The sequence below is a fragment of the Enhygromyxa salina genome, from assembly GCF_002994635.1.
GTDB classification, from domain to species: Bacteria; Myxococcota_A; Polyangia; order Nannocystales; family Nannocystaceae; genus Plesiocystis; species Plesiocystis salina_B.
This window is the reverse complement of record NZ_PVNL01000147.1, coordinates 46,220-64,904: the sequence shown is the minus strand read 5'-3', so window position 1 is coordinate 64,904 and position 18,685 is coordinate 46,220. Positions and strand designations below refer to the sequence as shown.

20 protein-coding genes are annotated in these 18,685 nt (G+C 67.9%); 7 read left to right on the top strand and 13 right to left on the bottom strand.

What is annotated here, in order from left to right:
* Positions 1 to 2: 2 nt before the first annotated feature.
* Complete coding sequence (locus ENSA7_RS40120; protein WP_106094729.1) at positions 3 to 800, top strand: glutathione S-transferase; 798 nt, start codon at positions 3 to 5, stop codon at positions 798 to 800.
* Between the two features lie 6 nt (positions 801 to 806).
* Here ENSA7_RS40120 and ENSA7_RS40115 read toward each other — a convergent pair whose 3' ends face one another.
* From ENSA7_RS40115 to ENSA7_RS40080, 7 genes are all read right to left on the bottom strand, one after another.
* Complete coding sequence (locus tag ENSA7_RS40115) at positions 807 to 1,412, bottom strand: hypothetical protein (protein ID WP_106094728.1); 606 nt, start codon at positions 1,410 to 1,412, stop codon at positions 807 to 809.
* A gap of 53 nt (positions 1,413 to 1,465) precedes the next feature.
* Positions 1,466 to 2,233: a hypothetical protein gene (locus tag ENSA7_RS40110; protein WP_106094727.1), complete on the bottom strand. Its 768-nt coding sequence runs from the start codon at positions 2,231 to 2,233 to the stop codon at positions 1,466 to 1,468.
* Between the two features lie 14 nt (positions 2,234 to 2,247).
* Positions 2,248 to 4,158: a proprotein convertase P-domain-containing protein gene (locus ENSA7_RS40105; RefSeq protein ID WP_181234596.1), complete on the bottom strand. Its 1,911-nt coding sequence runs from the start codon at positions 4,156 to 4,158 to the stop codon at positions 2,248 to 2,250.
* 142 nt (positions 4,159 to 4,300) lie between these two features.
* A complete protein-coding gene (locus ENSA7_RS40095; protein WP_146158702.1) occupies positions 4,301 to 4,966 on the bottom strand; it encodes a hypothetical protein in 666 nt (221 codons plus the stop codon).
* On the bottom strand, positions 4,963 to 5,634 hold the full coding sequence (locus tag ENSA7_RS40090; RefSeq protein ID WP_106094724.1) for a histidine phosphatase family protein: 672 nt from the start codon (positions 5,632 to 5,634) through the stop codon (positions 4,963 to 4,965). The genes ENSA7_RS40095 and ENSA7_RS40090 overlap by 4 nt, the downstream gene beginning before the upstream one ends.
* A 165-nt stretch (positions 5,635 to 5,799) precedes the next feature.
* The gene (locus ENSA7_RS40085) at positions 5,800 to 6,990 is read right to left on the bottom strand and encodes an MFS transporter (protein ID WP_106094723.1); all 1,191 of its coding nucleotides are present in this window, start codon (positions 6,988 to 6,990) and stop codon (positions 5,800 to 5,802) included.
* A gap of 6 nt (positions 6,991 to 6,996) precedes the next feature.
* Entirely contained in the window at positions 6,997 to 8,334 is a 1,338-nt protein-coding gene (locus ENSA7_RS40080) for an MFS transporter (protein WP_181234595.1), read from the bottom strand.
* Positions 8,335 to 8,492: 158 nt separating this feature from the next.
* On the opposite strand from ENSA7_RS40080, the gene ENSA7_RS40075 reads away from it, so the two are divergent.
* The 4 genes from ENSA7_RS40075 (at position 8,493) to ENSA7_RS40060 (ending at position 12,285) form a co-directional block, all read left to right on the top strand.
* Positions 8,493 to 9,134 (top strand): class I SAM-dependent methyltransferase, encoded by a 642-nt coding sequence (locus ENSA7_RS40075; protein WP_181234594.1) that lies wholly within the window; start codon positions 8,493 to 8,495, stop codon positions 9,132 to 9,134.
* A 33-nt stretch (positions 9,135 to 9,167) separates the two neighbouring features.
* A complete protein-coding gene (locus ENSA7_RS44790) occupies positions 9,168 to 9,620 on the top strand; it encodes a hypothetical protein (RefSeq protein ID WP_181234593.1) in 453 nt (150 codons plus the stop codon).
* Positions 9,621 to 9,639: 19 nt separating this feature from the next.
* Positions 9,640 to 10,917, top strand: coding sequence for a radical SAM/SPASM domain-containing protein (locus ENSA7_RS40065; RefSeq protein ID WP_106094719.1), 1,278 nt, complete (start codon positions 9,640 to 9,642; stop codon positions 10,915 to 10,917).
* Between the two features lie 288 nt (positions 10,918 to 11,205).
* Positions 11,206 to 12,285: a ligand-binding sensor domain-containing protein gene (locus ENSA7_RS40060; RefSeq protein ID WP_181234592.1), complete on the top strand. Its 1,080-nt coding sequence runs from the start codon at positions 11,206 to 11,208 to the stop codon at positions 12,283 to 12,285.
* Positions 12,286 to 12,316: 31 nt separating this feature from the next.
* Here ENSA7_RS40060 and ENSA7_RS40055 read toward each other — a convergent pair whose 3' ends face one another.
* Positions 12,317 to 12,907 carry a hypothetical protein gene (locus ENSA7_RS40055; protein ID WP_106094717.1) on the bottom strand — a complete coding sequence of 197 codons (591 nt, stop codon included), beginning with the start codon at positions 12,905 to 12,907 and terminating at the stop codon, positions 12,317 to 12,319.
* Positions 12,908 to 13,348: 441 nt separating this feature from the next.
* Between ENSA7_RS40055 and ENSA7_RS40050 the strand changes: the two genes are divergently transcribed.
* Complete coding sequence (locus ENSA7_RS40050; protein ID WP_106094716.1) at positions 13,349 to 13,801, top strand: 6-pyruvoyl trahydropterin synthase family protein; 453 nt, start codon at positions 13,349 to 13,351, stop codon at positions 13,799 to 13,801.
* Here ENSA7_RS40050 and ENSA7_RS40045 read toward each other — a convergent pair.
* The gene (locus ENSA7_RS40045) at positions 13,795 to 14,616 is read right to left on the bottom strand and encodes a thioesterase family protein (protein ID WP_106094715.1); all 822 of its coding nucleotides are present in this window, start codon (positions 14,614 to 14,616) and stop codon (positions 13,795 to 13,797) included. The genes ENSA7_RS40050 and ENSA7_RS40045 overlap by 7 nt on opposite strands.
* A 44-nt stretch (positions 14,617 to 14,660) precedes the next feature.
* Here ENSA7_RS40045 and ENSA7_RS40040 point away from each other — a divergent pair, with 44 nt between their 5' ends.
* Entirely contained in the window at positions 14,661 to 15,872 is a 1,212-nt protein-coding gene (locus tag ENSA7_RS40040) for a cytochrome P450 (RefSeq protein ID WP_106094714.1), read from the top strand.
* Here the strand turns inward: ENSA7_RS40040 and ENSA7_RS40035 are convergent.
* Genes ENSA7_RS40035 through ENSA7_RS40020 form a run of 4 tightly spaced genes read right to left on the bottom strand, consistent with a single transcriptional unit; the run spans position 15,843 to position 18,612 of the window.
* Positions 15,843 to 16,415, bottom strand: a complete 573-nt coding sequence (locus tag ENSA7_RS40035) for an isoprenylcysteine carboxyl methyltransferase family protein (RefSeq protein WP_106094713.1) — start codon at positions 16,413 to 16,415, stop codon at positions 15,843 to 15,845. The genes ENSA7_RS40040 and ENSA7_RS40035 overlap by 30 nt on opposite strands.
* Positions 16,409 to 17,503, bottom strand: a complete 1,095-nt coding sequence (locus ENSA7_RS40030) for a type III polyketide synthase (RefSeq protein ID WP_106094712.1) — start codon at positions 17,501 to 17,503, stop codon at positions 16,409 to 16,411. The genes ENSA7_RS40035 and ENSA7_RS40030 overlap by 7 nt, the downstream gene beginning before the upstream one ends.
* Positions 17,503 to 18,306, bottom strand: coding sequence for a nitroreductase family protein (locus tag ENSA7_RS40025; protein ID WP_106094711.1), 804 nt, complete (start codon positions 18,304 to 18,306; stop codon positions 17,503 to 17,505). Before ENSA7_RS40025 ends, ENSA7_RS40030 begins: the two co-directional genes overlap by 1 nt.
* Before the next feature lie 6 nt (positions 18,307 to 18,312).
* Positions 18,313 to 18,612 (bottom strand): hypothetical protein, encoded by a 300-nt coding sequence (locus ENSA7_RS40020; protein ID WP_146158699.1) that lies wholly within the window; start codon positions 18,610 to 18,612, stop codon positions 18,313 to 18,315.
* Positions 18,613 to 18,685 lie beyond the last annotated feature (73 nt).

Genomic DNA, 18,685 nt, shown 5'->3' with positions numbered 1-18,685 from the left:
CGATGACGTCAGCACCTCTCAGCTCGGACCAGGCCTCTGACTCGCTCGCGCAGCCCTATCAGCTCTACTACTGGCCGTTCTTGCCCGGGCGCGGTGAGTTTGTTCGGCTCGTGCTCGAGCAGGCGGGGGTGGCCTATGACGACGTCGCCCGCCGCTCCAAACAAGACGGGGGTGGCCCGTCGGCGGTGGTCGAGCAGCTGCGCGTCGCGGGGCCTGGGCTGCGCGTGCTCGCGCCACCCGTGCTGGTCCATGGTGAGGTCCGACTCGCACAGATGCCCAACATCTGCGCGTATTTGGGCGAGCGCCACGGCCTCGCGCCGGTCGAGCCGGCCGGGCGCGCCGAGGCCATGCAGCTGCAGCTCACGATCACCGACCTGGTCGCCGAGGCCCACGACACGCACCACCCCGTCGCCAAGGGGGCGTACTACGAGGATCAGAAGCCAGAGGCGCTGCGCTACGCTCGGGGGTTCGTCGATCAGCGCATTGGCAAGTTCCTGCGCTACTTCGAGGCGGTGCTGCAGGCCAACGCGGGCGGCGGCGGGCGCTGCCTGATCGGTGACGCGCTCAGCTACGTCGACCTGTCCATGAACCAGCTGCTGCGCGGGCTGGACTATGCGTTTCCGCGGGCGTTCGCCAGCGTGACCGCGACCACCCCGGGGCTGCTGGCGCTGCGCGATCACGTCGACGCGCTGCCCAACATCGCGGCCTACCGCGCGTCGACTCGCTGCCTGCCGTTCAACGAGAGCGGCATCTTTCGTCGCTACCCGGAGCTCGATCTCGAGCCCGCGACGACCGGGTGAATGTCGTCAAGACCGCGAAATCAAGACATTGGGGCGACATTCGGCGTCGCGCCTAAATGGACAGCGCTCGCCGGGTTCGCGCGCGAGCGCGAGCGGAGCGAACACCTCTTCGACCAGCCGTTGCAAGCTCGCGCGCTGGTCCCCAAGCCGGCCGCTGTCGAGCCCGACGACCATCGCCGCGAGCACGATCGGGAACATCATCGCGGTTCCCAGCAACAGCCCCGTGGTCCAAAACTGCAGGGGAATGATCAACAGCGCGATGCTGGCCACGCTCAGGTACGCGGCGCGCGTGAGCGGGTGCAGCCGAAAGCGCAGCGTCAGCTCGCTGCCGCCGCCCTTGCGGTGGGTGATCCGACCATCGAGCACCGCGTAGGCGCCCGGCTCCCAGACCCCCGGCTCCGACGCACGACCGGCGAGCACGAAGCCCTGCTCAGCTCGCTCGAGCACGAAGCGCGTGCTCGCACCCCGCACGGCGCCGAGGGTCGATAGCCGGGCCTCGGCCACGCGGGGGTCGGCGAGCAGCTCGGCGATCACGCGCTCGGGGGCGAGCGGCAGCTCGAAGCGCAGCGGCTGCCGAGCCCGGGCCTGAGCTCGTGCGAGCGGGCGTCCCATCGAGATCAAGATATCAGCGGAACGCGCCGCCTCAACGGGTAGATTTTTCCGCGCTATTCGGCCGCTTGCGGCACCTGCGGAACATGCTCGATGAACGAATGCTCGGGGTCGACGATCACGAGCACATGCGGGGCGCGCCTGGGCGCGTCGATGTCGACGTCGAGCTCTCCCGCCTCACGATCGTCATCGCCGCCGAGATAGGCGCTGTCGAGCCGCTCGGGATCCACGTGCATGGCTGCGATGTACACGGGCGCGGGCTCGGCGTCTGGATCGGCCTCGGGCAGCAGCTCTGGCGGAACCCGGTGCATCCCAAACGAGTCCTGATCGACGAGCAACGCGCGCAGCGGCACCCAGGTCGAGCCGCCAGCCTTGGCCTCCAGGGTGTCCTGGACAGCCAGCGCCGCCCGCTCGACCCAGTCTCGATCGAACCGGTGCGGTTGCGCCGTCGTGAACACCACGACCGCCCGCCCGACCCGCTTACCCGGCCGCTGCAGCCACGCCTCACTGCGCAGGACCACGGCGACGACCAGCGGACCCGACTCGAGCGCCTGCTTGCGGCGCGCGCCCGAGCGAGACTGGCTGACGGTGCCCCACACGAAGCCGGCGATCCACAGCCCCACGCCCACGTAGGTCCACGTGAACGAGATCGTCTCCATCGCGCCGAGGATCACCGCGACGACCAGCGAGACCGCGCCGACGCCCGACACCAGGTCACCGAGGCACCCGCGATCTCCCCGGGCGATCCGGCTCAGCTGCTCGTCGTCGAGGGAGCGGGGCGTCGCCTCGAAGCGATCGCGGACGCGGGCGAGGGTGCTGGACACGACCGGACCCTAAACTACTGCCACGCGATCGTCACGCACCACTGCAGCAGCGTGCCGTCGTCGCCCGCGACGTTGTCGGTGATCGCCAGCGTCCACGGCCCGGCCATGTTCTGGCCGTCGAACACGGTCAGCGGGTTGACTGGATCATAGCTGGGCGGGCTGAAGATCGCCGGGTTCACGGCGCAGGCGACCTCGGCGTTGCCCGCCCCCTCGTCATCGAAGGTCGCGTCGATGTTGTCGTTGGCGCAGCCGTAGGTGCTGCCCGGCACCCCGGGCCGATCCAGCATCATCGGGGTGCTGCCGCCGTGGTTCAGCGTGAAGTGAACGTCGCCGACCCAGGTGTGCAGGATGTCGGTGTACAGGTTGACGTCGGTGATCGTCCCATTGTCAGGCACGTTGATCATGGACATCACCGTGGCATTGCTGAGGATCCCCAGGTTGGGGCTGGTGCACAGCGTGAACGGGTTGCTGACCTGAACGCAGCCGCTGGTGTCGAGCCCGCAGCTGTTGGTGCAGCCGAGCTGCCCGCCACCGGGGAAGCCCTGCGAGATGCAGGTCTCCCCGCCGAGGTTGTTGGTGTCGCACTGCTCGCCGGGGTCGATGTTCCCGTCGCCACATTCGTAGCAGCCGCTGACATTATAATTACAGTTGTTGGGGCTGTTGCAGGCCAGCGACCCACCGTCAAAGCCCAGGCCCACGCAGCTTTGGTTGTCGAGCTGGGCGGCCGTGCAATTCTGGCCCTGGTTGCCACAATCGCACTGGTCCATGCCGTTGACCTGGCCGTCGCCGCAGAAGTTGTTGGCGCACATGCTGGTGTCGAGCACGCAGCTCAAGGTGCACTGAAGATTGCCGCCGCCGGGGAACCCCTGCGTCACGCAGGTCTCGCCGCCGAGGTTGTTGAAGTCGCACTCTTCGGCGCCCTCGATCATCCCGTCGCCACAATCGGTGCAGGCCGAGTCGTCAAAGCCGCTACAGTCGTCATTGCAGCTGAGCGCGCCGCCGTCGAAGCCCTGCGAGATGCAGGTCTCTCCGCCGAGGTTGCCAGGATCGCAGACCTCGGCCCCGGAGATCACGCTGTCGCCACACAGCGCGCAATTGTCGGTGCTGATCGTGCAGTCGTCCTCGCAGACCAGCGAGCCGGACGCGAAGGGATCACCCGACATCGAGCTGTAGTCGGAGCACATCGCGTCGTCGAAGTCGGCCCCGTCGCACTCTTCTTGACCCTGCTGGACCGCGTCGCCGCACGCGTAGCAGCTGTCGGTGTTGAAGGTGCAGCCCTGCGTGCAGTCGAGCAGGCCGTCGTCAAAGCCCAGGCTCACGCAGGTCTGACCGTCGAGCTCGGCCTTCTCAAGCAGCTCGCCGGCCGGCTCGCACTGCTCGGGCGCGGTCACGACCCCGTCGCCGCAGCCACTGCAATCCGCGAAGTCATACATGCACGCCTGCGTGCAGCCCAGCGGCTCGTCGGGGCTGCCGAGCCCAAGATCCGCGCAGGTCGAGCTCATGCCAAGGTCGTCGCCGTCGCACTCCTCGGCCTCCTCGGCCACGCCGTTGCCGCATGCATTGCAATTGCTGGTGTCAAAGCTGCAATCGTCGTTGCAAGCCAACCCGCCGCCGCCAAAGCCCTGGGTCATGCAGGTCTGGCCGCCGAGGTCGCCCGCGTCACAGTCCTCGCCCAGCTCGACCTGCCCGTTGCCGCATGCACCGGGGTCGCCGTCGCCGTCACCCGGGTCGCCGTCGCCGTCACCCGGGTCGCCGTCGCCGTCACCGTCGCCGTCGCCGTCGCCCGGGTCCCCATCCCCGGTGGTGTCGTTGCCCTGATCTCCAAATGTGGGATCGAGCGTGTCGGCGCTGGGGTCCCCGCCGCTGGCACACGCGGCCACAGCGAGACAGCTCAATGCGAGCACACGGGTATCAAGACGCAGCATCAGCCCATACTACGGGCTGGGATCCAATCACGACAGTGGTTTGTGGCCGCCGGTCGACTTTGGACCGTCTGGCGGGTAATTCGGGCGCATCTGGGGGAGAGCGGACCAAGCCGGATGCAGCGGAGACCCGAATGGGACGCGGTCACACAGGCGGGGTCGCCCCGGCGGCCGCGAGCCTGGCCTCGACCTGCTCGAACAGCGCCTTGGCCTGCTTGGCGACCTGCGGTGCGGCCCGCTCGGCCCAGGCGTACACCAGCGGCTCGCGGCCAAACGGCACGGCCAGCCGCGGGCGCGTCGCCAAGATGAACACCAGGCGGTTGGCGACGAAGCTGGGCTCCGTGTAGCGCTCGGGGACCGGCGCCGCGGCCAGGCGGGTGACCATCTGCCGCCAGCGCGAGGCGCCTTGCTCCGGGTCGAGGCCCTGAAATCGTAGCAGCATGCCGACGTGGCCGGCCTCTTCGATCGCGGCCCGGTAGCCCGACGTGACCCCACCTTGCTCGACGAGGTGACCGTCGAGCAGCAGCTCGACGCCGACGTGACCGATCGCCATGGCCGGGCCGCTGTCGAGACCCTGCTGCTCGAGCTCTTCGCGGGCCTGCTCCATCATGTCGATGAACATGGGCGCGCCGTGGAACGCGTCGTCGCAGGTGTGATGAAACGCGACGCCGCGCTCGAGCGGGGTGTCGCCGGTCACCGACTCCAGCCGCAGCCCAGCCATGGACACGAAGTCGGGCGTCATCGAGCCGAGGATCCAGCGGGGATCTTCGGACCGGCGCGCGGCGACTACAGCGTGTGAAAAGAAATTCAAGTGCTTGGCTCCGTGCGCTGTTCGTTGGTGGTGGTCGGGTTGTTTCCGGTTGCTGGCTCCGCGGACGCCAGATCGAGCGTCCAGCCGCTGGTGTCGCCACGCAGCCGGGCGAGCGCCCCGAGCGGGAGATCGAGCTGGTCGAGCTCGGCGAACGGCACGCCGAGCAGGTCGGCCGCGATCGCCTTGATCACGCCTTTGTGCACGACCGTCAGGATCCGCGTGGCGCCAGCCGAGAACCGGGCGCGGATGCTGGGGCCGACCCCAGCCTGGACCCGAGCGACGAACGCCTGCCGAGCCTCGCCGGCCGGAAACCGAAACGCGGGACCCTCGCTGGCCCAGCGCGCGTGGCCTTCGGGATCCCGCTCGCGGACGTCGTCCCAGGTCCAACCCTCCCAGGTGCCGAAGTCGATCTCACGGAAGCCCTCGACCACCTCGATGTCGATCTGGGGGTGCTCGATCGCCGCCAGCATGACCTGCGCGGATCGGTGCGCCCGCGCGAGCGGACTGGTGAACACCGCGTCGAAGCGGTGATCGAGCAGGCGCCGGGCCGTCGCGCGGACTTGCTGCTCACCTTCTGGGGCGAGCGCGACGTCGGTTGCCCCGTACAGTCGGATCGAAGACTGGCCGACGGTCTCCCCGTGGCGAACGAGCGTGAGCTCCATGGTCATCTATACACCATTTTGCCTGCGGAACACCGCGCCGTAGCACTCGATGCAGGACATATGCATGTGCTCTACACGGTATCCAACTCGTGAATGAATGTGACGAGCCAATCGACTGGCAGCTCAACGGCGCGGTGAAGTGCTGCTGCGAGCAGGAGTAGGCCCGAGACCTCACGAGGCTCCGACCAGCCGACGATCCCACACCACGAACACCAGCGTGGCGACGCTGACCAGCCCGGCCGCCAATCCAAACGTCGCCGGATACCCAGCGACGTGGGCCGCGACCCCAAAGCTCGGGCCGCCCAGCAGCACGCCCAGATCGAACATCGCGGTGAACAGCGCGATCGCGCTGCCGCGCTCGTCCGGCTGCGCGCGGGTGACCACCAGCGCGGAGATGATCGGAAACGCGAACCCATGCCCGATCCCGCACAGCACCGCCGCGCCGATCAGGTGCACGTGCGAGCTCGCCAGCGCGACCAGGGCCAGCCCGCCCGCACCCGCCAGCAGCGAGGGGATGAGCACGCGGATCAGCCCAAATCGCTCGGGCACCCAGCCGAAGAACACGCGCAGCAGCACGGCCGACACCGCGTAGGTCGAGAAGAACATGCCCATCGTCCCGAGCTGCGGGGCCTCGAGCAGGTAGGTCTTCAGGAACACGAAGTACGCCGCCAGCCCCATCGCAAAGGTTGCGCCCACGAACCACAGCGGTCGCAGCTCGGGCGCGAGCAAGGCCGCAAAGAAGCTGCGCGAGGGCCCGCCGCGACGGGTCTCCGGCAGCGGCAGGGTCAGCAGCAGCCCCGCCAGCGCGCAGGCCCCGGTGACCATGAACAGGGTCCGATAGTCCCCGTCGACGATCACCCAGTCACCGAGCAGCCCGCCGACCGCCATCGGGATCATGCCCGAGACCCCAAACAGCGCGATACCCTGGGCGCGGCGATCGGCCGGCACCAGGTCGACGGCCACGGTGAACAGCACCGAGAACATCGCCGCCTGCGCGAGGCCATGGACGATGCGCACGCCGACGACGGCGGCCCACCCCGCTTCGGGGACGGTGTCGACGAGCAGGTACAGCGCCGGGGACGCGACGTGCAGTAGCCCGCCGACGACCAGCATCAGCTTGCGTCCGCGGGTGTCCATGACCCGACCGACCACCGGACGGGCGAGGATCGCCGCGATCGCCATGACCGCGACCAGCACCCCAATCATCACCTCTCCGGCGCCGCGCTGCTCGAGCCAGCCCGGCCAATGCACATAGGCGTGGAAGCCCGTGCTGTGCATGAAATTGGCGATCCATGCGAGCACGAAGGCCCGACTCCACAGCGGCTCGCGACCTTCCGTGGTCGCCGCGTCCGACATCTGCATCCGCGCCTACTGTAACCCGTCTCGCTTGAGGCGCGAACGCAACAACAGCGAGACCTTGAACGTGATCAGCGCGATCACGCCACCCGCGACCATCGGCGCGCCAGGGTCGACATGCTGAAACAGAGGACCGCCGACCATCGGTCCCGTGACCCGCGCGAGCGAGGACGCCGACTCTTTCACGCCCATGTTCCAGCCCTGCTCCTCGCGGCTCGAGATCCGCGAGACCAGCGAGCTCGTGGTCGCGCTCGTGAACCCGTTGCCGCCCGCGAGCAACAGGCCGCCGACCGCGTAGAACCCCAGCGCGGCCACGCTCGTGGCCCCTTCGGCGTCGACCAGCGAGAACCCCAGCCACCGCGAGAAGTGGTCGACGCCACCGAGCAGGATCAGCGCGGCCGCGACCATGATCAAGCCGATCGAGAGGGTCCCGCCCTCGCCAAATCGCGTGACCGCGCGGCCGACGACCAGGCCCTGAAACACGACCATGTTCACGCCAATGTAGGTCATGAATAGCCCAGTCTCGCCATAGCCCCAGCCGAACACCTGCTCGCCGAACAGCGCCATTGTCGACTCCATCGCGGAGAACGACAGGTAGAAACAAAACACGATGGCGACGAGCCACGCCATGTGCGTGCCGCGGACGCTGCGGACCGCGCGGGACAGACCCTCGGCGCTCAGCAGCTTGGCCCGAACCTGCAGGTTGGTCTGGCTGGTCGCGGGCACATGATCGCCGCTGTCCTTGACGTCGCGAAAGTGGGTCTCGGGCAGCCACAGCGCCGCCATGATCAAGTTGACCAGTGACAGCGCCGCCGACACGAAGAACGGGAGCTCGGTGAACACCTGCCCGAGCAGCCCGCCGATCCCGGGACCAAACACGAAGCCCATGCCCATCGCCGCGCCCATCCGGCCCATGTACTTGGCGCGCTGATCCGGCGGGATCAGATCCGCGACGTAGGCGTGGGCCGTCGACATGTTGGCCTTGGACGAGCCCGCGACGATCCGGGCGAGGAACACCAGCCACAGCGCGTGGGCGAACCCCAGGACCAGCGCAGCGACGGCTGAGCCGGCGATCGACACCAACATCACGGGGCGTCGACCGTAGCGATCGCTGATGCCCCCGAGCACCGGTGACATCACGAACTGCGCGGCCGAGAACGCGGTCGACAGCAGCGCGACCATGGTCGCGCTCGCGTGCATCGACTCTGCATAGAAGGGCAGGATCGGCAGGATGATCCCGAACCCCATGAGGTCCAAGAACAGCGTGAACGCGACGGTTGCCAGCGCGCGTCGCTTGGCCCGTTCGTTCTTGAGCGGGTGATCGTCGGGGAGCTCGTCGAACGTGGGCACGATGGTCGGCTGGTGTGGCCCCGCTCGAAGGCGCGGGTACGCGAGCGATCGCGTGAGAGGTGGGAGTGTAGACGCTCGACTCCCGCGGGGACACGCCGCGTCAGACCGCGGCATTGGCGCGAGGCGCCAGCGCCATGGCTCGGCGCTACCATCTGGGCATGGCGATGCCGTCGTTTCTGATCGATCAGCTCAGCCGACCGAAGGGCAGGTTCGCGCCGATCACCGCGATGTTACTCAACGGTGTCAACGCGCGTACCATCCTCGGCGGCATCTCGGCTCTGGATCTGCGCCCCGGTCAGCGCGTGGTCGAGGTCGGGTTTGGTGGCGGACTGTCGATCCCGCTGTTGCTGCGGGCGGTCACCAAGCTCGGCCACGTGTTCGCGCTCGAGACCTCGGACGAGATGCTGGCCCGGGCCAAGCGGCGCTTCATCGTGCCCCGGCTGCAAGGTCGGCTGCGGGTCGAGAAGGCCTACGTCGAGTCGCTGCCGCTCGGCGACGCCAGCTACGACGCGGTCATGAGCCTCAACACGATCCCGTTTTGGACCGACGTCGACGACGCCATGCGCGAGCTGGCCCGGGTCTTGGTCCCCGGCGGGCGTTTGGTGGTGGGGATCGCCGACCCCGACGAGCTCACGCGCGCGGGCTTCGCTGCCCAGGGACATCGGATCGTCGTGCCCGAGAAGCTCGGCGAGCTGCTGCCTCGCTACGGTCTGGAGATGCTCGAGATCCGCCGTACCGCCCACGAGACCGCCCTATTGGTCGCGCGCCGGCTCGACGAGGGCTGGGGCGATGAGTTGTGACGCGCGCCACAAAGCGTTGGTACGATGGGAAAGATGGCGCGTCTGATCCCCTGCCCGAGCTGCGGTCGCCACGTGCGGACCGGTGACCGTGACTGTCCATTTTGTGGTCGCGCTGCGCTGATCAGCGGCGCGCCTGCCCGACTCTCACTGGTGCTGTTCGGTCTGTGTCTCACGGCCTGCAACAGCCCGACGACGCCGGCCGAGGTCGCGCCCGCGAAGGCCGAGCCCGCGAAGGCCGAGCCCGAGGTCGTCGAGCCGCAGCCGGAGGCGCCGATCACTGGTGCGGAGGAGACCACAGACGCGGAGGAGCCGACGGACGGGGAAGAGACGACAGGCGCAGAGGAGACGACGGGCGCGGAGGAGACCACGGGCACCGACGAGGGCGCCTCGACAGACGAGCCGCCGACAATCCAGCCGCCGCCGGCCAAGCCCAAGTACGGCGCGCCGCGCCCTCAGAAAAAGTACGGCGCCCCGCCGGCGCCCTAGCAAGCTAGACCTGCCGCTCATGTCCCGCAGCTCGCTTCCGATCGCAGGCGCGTCACCGCGTGCGCGCGTCCGCCTGCCGCTCGCGCCGAGCGTGCGCAGCTGCGACGCCGTGCGGCCCGAGTACGCCGTCTGGGAGATCACCTTGCGCTGCGACCTCGCCTGTCGGCACTGTGGCAGCCGGGCCGGTCGGGCGCGCCCCGACGAGCTCGACACCGAGGAGGCCCTGGATCTCGTCACTCAGATGGCGGCCCTCGGCGTCGAAGAGGCCACGATCATCGGTGGTGAGGCGTACCTGCGCGACGACTGGCACCTGATCGCGGCGGCCCTCGTCCACGCGGGGATCCGCTGCACGATGACGACCGGTGGGCGCGGGCTCACGGCCGAGCGGGTCGAGCTGGCCAAGCGCGCCGGGATCGAGAGCGTGTCGGTCTCGATCGACGGGCTCGCCGAGGCGCACGATCATCAGCGCGCGCTGACCGGCAGCCACGACGCGGCCCTGCGCGCGCTCGATCACCTGCGCGCCGCCGGGATCCCGCGCTCGGTCAACACCCAGCTCAACGGCTACAACTTGCGTGAGATCGAGCCGCTGCTCGAGCAGCTCACGACCCGCGAGATCCACAGCTGGCAGGTCCAGATCACGGTCGCCATGGGCCGCGCCGCCGACCACCCCGAGCTGTTGTTGCAGCCCTGGCAGATGCTCGAGCTGATGCCGCTCGTCGCCCGGCTCGCGCATCGCTGCGAGCAGCTGGGGATCCGCCTGTGGCCGGGCAGCAACATCGGCTACTTCGGCCCCTACGAGCAGCTGCTGCGCTGGGATCACCAAGATCTCCACCAGACCGGCTGTGAAGCTGGTACGCGCACGCTCGGGATCGAGGCCAACGGCGACATCAAGGGCTGCCCATCGCTGCCGAGCAACGAGTACGTCGGCGGCAACGTGCGTGAGCACTCGCTGCGCGAGATCTGGGAGCGGGCCGACGCGCTGCGCTTCAACCGTGAGCGCCAGGTCGACGAGCTGTGGGGCCGCTGCGCGACTTGCTACTACGCGCGAGACTGCAAGGCCGGCTGCACGTGGACGGGGCACGTCTTGTTTGGCCGCCGCGGCAATAACCCCTACTGCCACCACCGCGCGCTCGAGCTGCTGCGCGAGGGTCGACGCGAGCGGCTGGAGCTGCACACGCCGGCGCCGGGCGAGCCGTTTGACCACGCGGTGTATCGGCTGATCGAAGAGCCGTGGCCGCCCGAGCTGCTCGCTCGCGCGCGGGAGGTCGCCGAGCGTGGCGTTGGCTGGATTAGCTGAGCCGGCGGGGGAGTAGAACCAAGAGATGCGCGCTGACTCCGGTCGCCTGCTCGCCGCGATTCGGGGCACTTCTGGGGCGGGTCCGGGGCAGCGACGGCGGTGCGCAACATGGGGTAGCGCTCGAACTCCGGTACGACTCGACGACTTGTGCGTGAGCCCGGTTCGTGACGCGAGGCTGAGGCCTGTTACATGGCCGTGACCAATGCCCTGCGTCTGATCGGGTAGCTTGGCGGTCGTCCGCTCGAGCGGACTCCCCCGACCATGCCGTTACGTTCCACGCTCTTCGCCATGGCCCTTTGCCTGTTGCCCCTCTGCGTCGGCTCGTGCGCCTGCGCTGCAGCGGAGCCCGAGAAACACGACGTCCGCTCGTCACAGCCCGACGTCGCCTCGACGGCTCAGGTGGTTCCGAGCGAGCTCTCGCAGTACCCTGGTGCCCCGTACGAGGATCACAAAGGCCGCCTGTGGTTCACGACCGTGCTGTCGGGGCTCGTGATGTACGATGGCGAGGCGTTTGTCCGCTTCACGCCGGAGGATGGCCTCGGCGGCGACTCGGTTCGATCGATCGCGGAGGACGACGAGGGCGTGCTGTGGTTCGGCACGACCGGCGGCGTGTCCAGGTACGACGGTGAATCCTTCATCACGCTCACGGACTATGGGGACACGCCGGTTACGCACACCTTCACCAGCGACGGGGACCATCGCGACGTGTGGGATGTGCTCTTGGACCGAAGCGGCGCCCTGTGGATCAGCACCGTGGCCGGTGTGTTCCGCCATGACGGTACGCGCTTCGTCGCGTTCCCGCTGCCGGTCGTGGGTTCGAAGTCGGCCTCCGAGTTCGCCCCAAAGATGGTCTACGACATCTACGAAGACCGGGATGGCGCGCTGTGGTTCGGCACGGACGGCGCCGGCGTGGTGAAGGACGACGGGACGACCATGACCGTCTACACCAAGGCGCATGACGGGCTGTCCAGCGATCGTGTCTGCACGATCATGCAAGACCGCCGAGGTGATTTCTGGTTCGGTACGTCGGATGGCGGTGTGAGCCGCTACGACGGCAGCACCTTCACCACGCACCTGCGAAGCGCCACCTTCTCGAAGCACACGGGCTGGGGCCGATACATGGCGATTCATGAGGATCAGGCGGGCAACGTCTGGTTTGGCGTGTCAGCTGCGGGGGGCGGCGTCTATCGCTACGACGGCGAGTCGTTCCGGTACTTCTCCGGCAAGGATGGTCTGAGCGACGGCGGGATCCCGAGCATCAGCGAGGATCGCAGCGGCAACCTGTGGTTCGGCACCACCTCCGGCGTCTTTCGTCTCGACGGCGAGCGCTTTGTCCCCCTAGAAGCGGCGCTGATGGGGCTGCCCTGAGATCACCATGATTCGCGAGCGCGATCGGTCGTCAGTAGCAGCTGTGGTCCGCTTCGAAGCGCGCGTAGTAGTTGTTCCCCCAGTTGCTGTCCCACGCGCCGTTGGCCTCGGCCGCGACGTAGATGTCCCACGCGTTGCGATCCCCCCACGCATCAAACGCCCAAAAGAACATGTGCTCTTCGAGGCTCGAAGGAGCTTGGCAGACCCAGCCGCCGCTCGAGTCGTACTGCGGCTCGAAGCCATCGCACGCCGAGGGATTGCCGGAGTAGTTGGTCGCACACCACACGCAGTTGCGCGGCCCCGAGTCGAGGAAGATGTAGGCGTCGTCATTGACCCCCGCGCTCGCGCCGATGAACGCGTCGTGGCCGTTGAGCGAGATGTAGATATTGATGTCCTCGTCCGCGTAGAGATCCCGTAGATAGCCGTCGTAGGCCACGGTCAGCTGCGCGTGGTCCTTCATGTCGACCGTGTCGAGGATCAGCTCGAACGGCCCGGCGTAGGCGTACTCGTCGGGTCCGCACACGTCGTAGTCGGGCGGATAATTCGACGCCGACGCGCGCAGTGGCGCGAGCAAGGTGACGGTCATGAGCAGGGCCGGAAGGGTGAACTTGGCGACATTCATGTCAGCACAAATGCACGCCGAGCCGGCCGCCGTCAATCAAAAGTGAAGCGCTCGCCCACAACGCCTGCTCGCGGCCTGGGTCATCTTAGCTGTGAGAGCCAGGTGGCGCGACCGCTGGTGTTCTCGGACGATCCGATCAATACCCTCGAGCTGGCGCATGCGTCGCGCGGCGGGCACGGCCGCCCTTTCGTGGGGTATCGGCCTTCACCAATGAGGGTTTTGCTTCGCGCTGGAAGTTCGAGGGCATCGAACGTGAGGCCGATTCATGACCTGGCCGGAGTTCCTCAGCGCAGCAGAGCTGCGGGCGGCGCTCGATGTGAACGACGCGGCGAAGTTGGGCTCGCTCTCGCCGCCGCTAGATTTTCCGCACGCCGTGCCCCCCCACGGACGCAGGAAAATCCACTCAGAGCCCGAACACACCCTGGTAGTGTCGGCGAGCAGATGCGCTACCGGTCGACCAAGACGTTCACCAATCTGCCGTGCGCCCATCGCCTGCACTCGCACCCGGGCCACTGCCGGTTCGTCCACGGCTACTCGCGCAGCTTCAAGTTCTACTTTGAAGCTTCCGAGCTAGACGAGCACAACTTCGTGGTCGACTTCGCGGCCCTCAAAGACGTGAGGCAGTGGCTCGAGCACATGTACGATCACACCCTGCTGATCGGCGAGCACGACCCCGAGCTGGCGTTCTTTCGTGAGATGGAGGCCCGCAAGCTGTGTGACCTCCGCGTGGTCCCCTCGGTGACGATGGAGGGCACGGCCGCGCTGGTGTTCGAGCACGTCGACGCGCTGATCAGGGACAAGACGAACGGCCGAGCCTGGGTCGCCAAGGTCGAGGTCCACGAGAACGACAAGAACTCGGCGGAGCTCGAGCGGATCGACGATCGCGCTCAGTGATCGCGTAGCTTGGAGATGACCTGGCTCTGGATGCCCACGCCGAGCGGCCCGTGCCGGTCGCTGAGCTGGGTCTGACACATGCCAAAGCCCAGCGGCGTCGACCAGGTCCGCGCGTGCATGCCCAGCCACTCGCCGGCGCCGCCCGTTGGCAGCCTGTGCAAGTGCACGCTGAGATCCGGGTTCACGAAGCTCCACGCAGAGGTGTCGAGGGCGGTCCCGACCCCGTGGCCCGCGTCGGCGCAGATCATGATCCGCTGCAGCGGCGTGGTCTCCTCGCCCTCGATCAAGTCACAGCGCGGTCGGATCCACGCGGCCATGTTGCCGGTGCCAAACTCGCCGTCGGCGAGGCGCACTTCCATCGCGGTGTGATAGCCGACGGCGTGGTGAAAGAACGGGAACTCGAAGGCTCGACACTGATCGGGTGGTCGCAGCGCCGCGTCGCCGTGCGCGAACGTGGGGACCGCCAGCTCCTGCACGCGGATCCGGACCGCCACACCGACGGCCAGCTGCTGATCCCCAGACACCAGCGCGGCCGCGATCCGGTGCACGCTGCGACCCTCCGCGAGGACCTCGGTGACGACCTCGAGCGGGGCGCTGATCGGGATCGGCCGCAGCAGCTCGAAGGTCATGCGGGTCACGAACATCTCACCCGCGCGGGCGCCCTCTCGCTCGACGGCGCGGGCCAGCAACGCGGTGGGTGGCCCGCCGTGCTGATGATCGTTACTCCACGGACCGCGCGTGAACTCGGTGGCAAAAAAACGCTCTTGCCCTGGCGCGCCCAGCACCCGTTGATAGAAGAATTCTTTTTCGCTCATCGCTGTCCCAAGAGAGCTTGCGCGCCAGTGTATGGTTTAGCGCGATGACGCACCCGATCAACCTGTTCGATCCTGCCGTCCGCCGTGATCCCTACCCGACGTACGCAGCGCTGCGCGACGCGCCGGTCCAGCAGGTCGGGCCGATCGGTGCGTGGGCGGTCACCCGGTACGCCGACGTGCAGTATGTCCTGCGTCACCCCGAGCTGTTCACGTCGACCGCCTTCGAGGCGATCCTGCGCCCAGCGTGGTTGCCGCACAGCCCGGTCGCGGACTCGATCCTGGCCAAGGACGGCCCCGAGCACAGCAAGCTCCGCGCGCTCGTCACCAAGGCGTTCACGCCCAAGAGCATCGCGGCGCTCGGGCCCCGCGTCACTCAGCTGGCGACCGAATTCGCCGAGGCCATGCGTGGGCGCGAGCGGCTCGACTTCATCAGTGCGTTCGCCACCCCGTTCCCTGCGAGCGTCATCGCCGAGATCTTGGGGCTCGATCCAGCGCTGCATCAGCGGTTCGAGACCTGGTCGGATCACATCACTTCCATCACCCCGCTCGAGCCACCGCAGGCGTTCGCCGACGCGATCCGCTCGACCATCGCCGAGATGGAGCGCTATCTCTGCGACGTGATCGCTGCTCGCCGTGCGGACCCGCAGGACGACATTGTCACGACGCTGCTCCACGCCGAGATCGACGGCGACACCCTGAGCGACGCCGACATCCTCGGCATGATGTTCATCCTGCTGCCGGCCGGGTTTGAGACCACCCGGCACCTGCTGGCCAACGCCATGCTCGCCTTCATCGAGCGGCCCAGCGACTACGCGGCGCTGCGCAGCGACCCCTCGTTGATCCCGGGCTTCATCGAGGAGCTGCTGCGTCACGACACCTCGGTGCAGTCGGTCGTGCGCGTCACCACGCGCGCCGTGGAGATCGGCGGGACCAGGATCGAGGCCGGGGCCATGGTGATGATGTTGATCGGCGCGTCCGGGCGGGATCCGAGCGAGTTCGAGGATCCCGAGCGCTTTGATCTGCGCCGCGAGGGGACCACCTCGCTCGCGTTCGGCCACGGGGTTCACTTTTGCCTTGGTGCCGCGCTGGCTCGGCTCGAGGCGCGGGTGGGGATCGAGGCGTTGATCGCCCGCTTTGCTGGGTTTGAGCTGGATGCGACCGAGCTTCAGTGGAACCTGTCGCCGACGGTGCGGGGCCCCGTGAGGCTGCCGATCCGCGCGACGGGTCTACTCGGTTCCACCAGCGCCCCGGACTGAGTCACCGTCGCAGGCGGTCTCGCTCGCCTCGCGCAGCGCAGCATTCTCGGCGGGGATCCGCAGCCCCAACAGCAGCGCCGCGTTGAGCACCGTACACACGGCAGCGGTGATCCACGCGTTCGAGATCAACGGCACGCACACCAGCTCCATCGCAACCGCGAGATAGTTCGGGTGCGACAAGAATCGGTACGGCCCGCGCTCGACCAGCGGCTGCTCGTCCATCACGACGATCTTGGTGTTCCAGCGCTTACCGAGGCTGGCGATCGCCCAGTAACGCAGCGCCTCCGCCAGCCCAAACCCAACGAGGAACACCCACCAGTACTCCGCGCGCTCGGGCCCGCGCAGCCACGCCTCCGTTGGCCAGGCCAGCAGCCACGCCGTGTGGAGCACGAAGAACATCCAGTAGTGCGGCTCGTCCACCAGCCGCCCACCATTCTCCAGCGCCCACTCGAGGTTGCGCTTGGCCAGGCGCAGCTCTGAGATCCGCTGACCGCCGATCCCGGCCAGCAACACGCCAAGAAAGATCAATGTTGGGCTCACCATCGAAATAGCACCCCCTCTGCGCAAAAGCCTGGGCCCAGACCTAGCAGCAGGCCGGGCTGGTTGGACCTGGTCTGAGGATCCGCCAAGAACCGCTCGAACACGAACAGCACGGTCGGGCTCGACATGTTGCCGTGCTCGCGCAGCACCGCACGAGCGTGGCGCAGGCGGTCGGGCTCGAGCCCGAGCGCTTGATCATAAGCGTCGAGCACCTTGCGTCCGCCCGGATGAAACACCAGGTGCTTCAGCTGCTCGGCGCCCAGCCCAATCACACCCGCCGCGTCGGCGACCAGCTGCGGGCCGTGCTGAATCACGAGGCCGGGGATCGTCGGCGAGAAGCGCACGCGCAGGCCCTCGTCGGCCAGATCCCAGCCCATGATGTCTTCGCTGTCATCGAGCAGCCGCGAGTAGCCGCCGAGCAGCTCGGGGCCACAGGCGGGGTTTTGTGGGTCCCACCAGGGCTCGGGCGCGACCACGACGGCCGCGGCCCCGTCACCGAACAGCGCGACGGCGATCAAGTTGGCGCTGCGTCGATCACCGTGCATGAAGGTCAGGCTGCACAGCTCGCAGGCGATCACCAGCACCGGCTTGCCCAGGCCCATCGCCAGGGTCCGCGCCCGCGCCAGCCCAGCGCTGCCGCCCGCGCAACCCAGGCCCCACAACGGCACGCGCGCGACGTCCCGCGCTAGCCCGAGCTCCTGGACCAGGCGCGCGTCGAGGCTGGGCGTGGACAGGCCCGTGCTGCTCGCGAACACGATCGCGCCGACTTCGGTTGGGTCCAGTCCCGCGCGCTGCAACGCCAGCTCCCCGGCCCGCCGGGCCAGCGGCACCGCTTGCTCGATGTACGCGGCGTTCTTGTCGGGGAAGCTGTGCAGCTGCTGGTACCAATCGTGGGGCCGCGCGAGCTGGCGGGTCTCGACGCCAGCGTTGTCGTAGGCGCCGAGGAAGCGATCGATCACGGCCCCGTCACGACCCATGAAGTAGTCGTCGAAGAAGCTCCTGGCGAAGGCTTTGGCCTGGGCCTGGGTGATCACGTGCGCTGGCGAGGCGCTGGCGACCGCCAACACGCCAGTCCGCCCGCGGCTGAGCATCAAGGCGCGTCCTCGATTGCGATGTCGGGCTCGGGGGTGTGGCAGCTGTCGCGAAACACATACTGCGACAGCCGCTTGCGATGGCTGGAGGTCCAGTCAATGTTCGGTCGCTTGGCGTCCTCGGGCAGGTAGCCAAGCCGGTATAGCGCGATGAGCTCGAGATCGTCGGGGACCGCGAGCAGCTCGCTGAGTTGTTGCCAGGCGTCGGGAAACTCCATGGGTGTCGAGATGAACTGAATGCCCATCCCGATATCGAGGGTCGTCAGCCAGATGTTCTCGATCGCCATCCCCAGCCCGAGCAGGCTGTAGAACCCCGACAGCTCGCCCTTGACGTACTCTTCTTTGCTCAGCATCGCGGCCAGCATCAGCGGGCTACCGGCGACGAGCTTGCGGTTGTCGTTACCTAGGGTCTTGGGCACGCCGAGCCGGTTCATGAGCTTTTGCCCAGTTTCGCTGAACACATGCTTGACGAACGGACGCAGCGGACCCGGGAGCTTGTCGATGAAAATTCCGTCGGCGCGCGCTCGCATCTCAGCTTGAGAAAAGCGGAAGTATCGGCGGTAGCGAGTGAAGAATTTTCCGCCGGCCATCAAGCCCTCCATTGTCTCTCCGGCGATCTCCGAGATGCGCTCGCGCGTGTCGTCGTCGGTGATCAGCACAAACCGCCAGGGCTGCGAATTGAAGTGGCTGGGCGCTCGCGAGGCGGCCTCCATCAGGCGGTGCTGATGTTCGAGGCTGACTGGGTCAGGCCGGAACGCGCCGTTGGTGGTCGAGCGACGCAAAATGGCTTCACGTAGTTCCATAAAGATTCAGAGCAGGTAGGCGCCGAGGTAGCCGAGCGCCCCGGCCGTTGCGACCGCCGGGTGCGCGGCGCCGCCGGGCTTGGTCAGAGGCATGATCGCTAGGGCGAGGATCGTGATCGGGAGCGCGGGGTGGAAGGCGAGCACGGTCGCCGCGATCGCAGCGGTGAACACGACGCCGTAGAGCCAGTGGTGGACCGCGCCGAACTTGGCGTGAAACATCTGGGCGCTCACACCAACCGCGAGGTTGCACGCGTAGAGGGCGGCCCCGAGGTGCAGGGTCCACGCGAAGGTCCAGGGAAGGTTCACGGGGCGCGGCAGTGTACACGCGGCGCGCAGACGCTGCATGATCAGGGTCACGCGTCGAGGCCCGCGAGCTCGC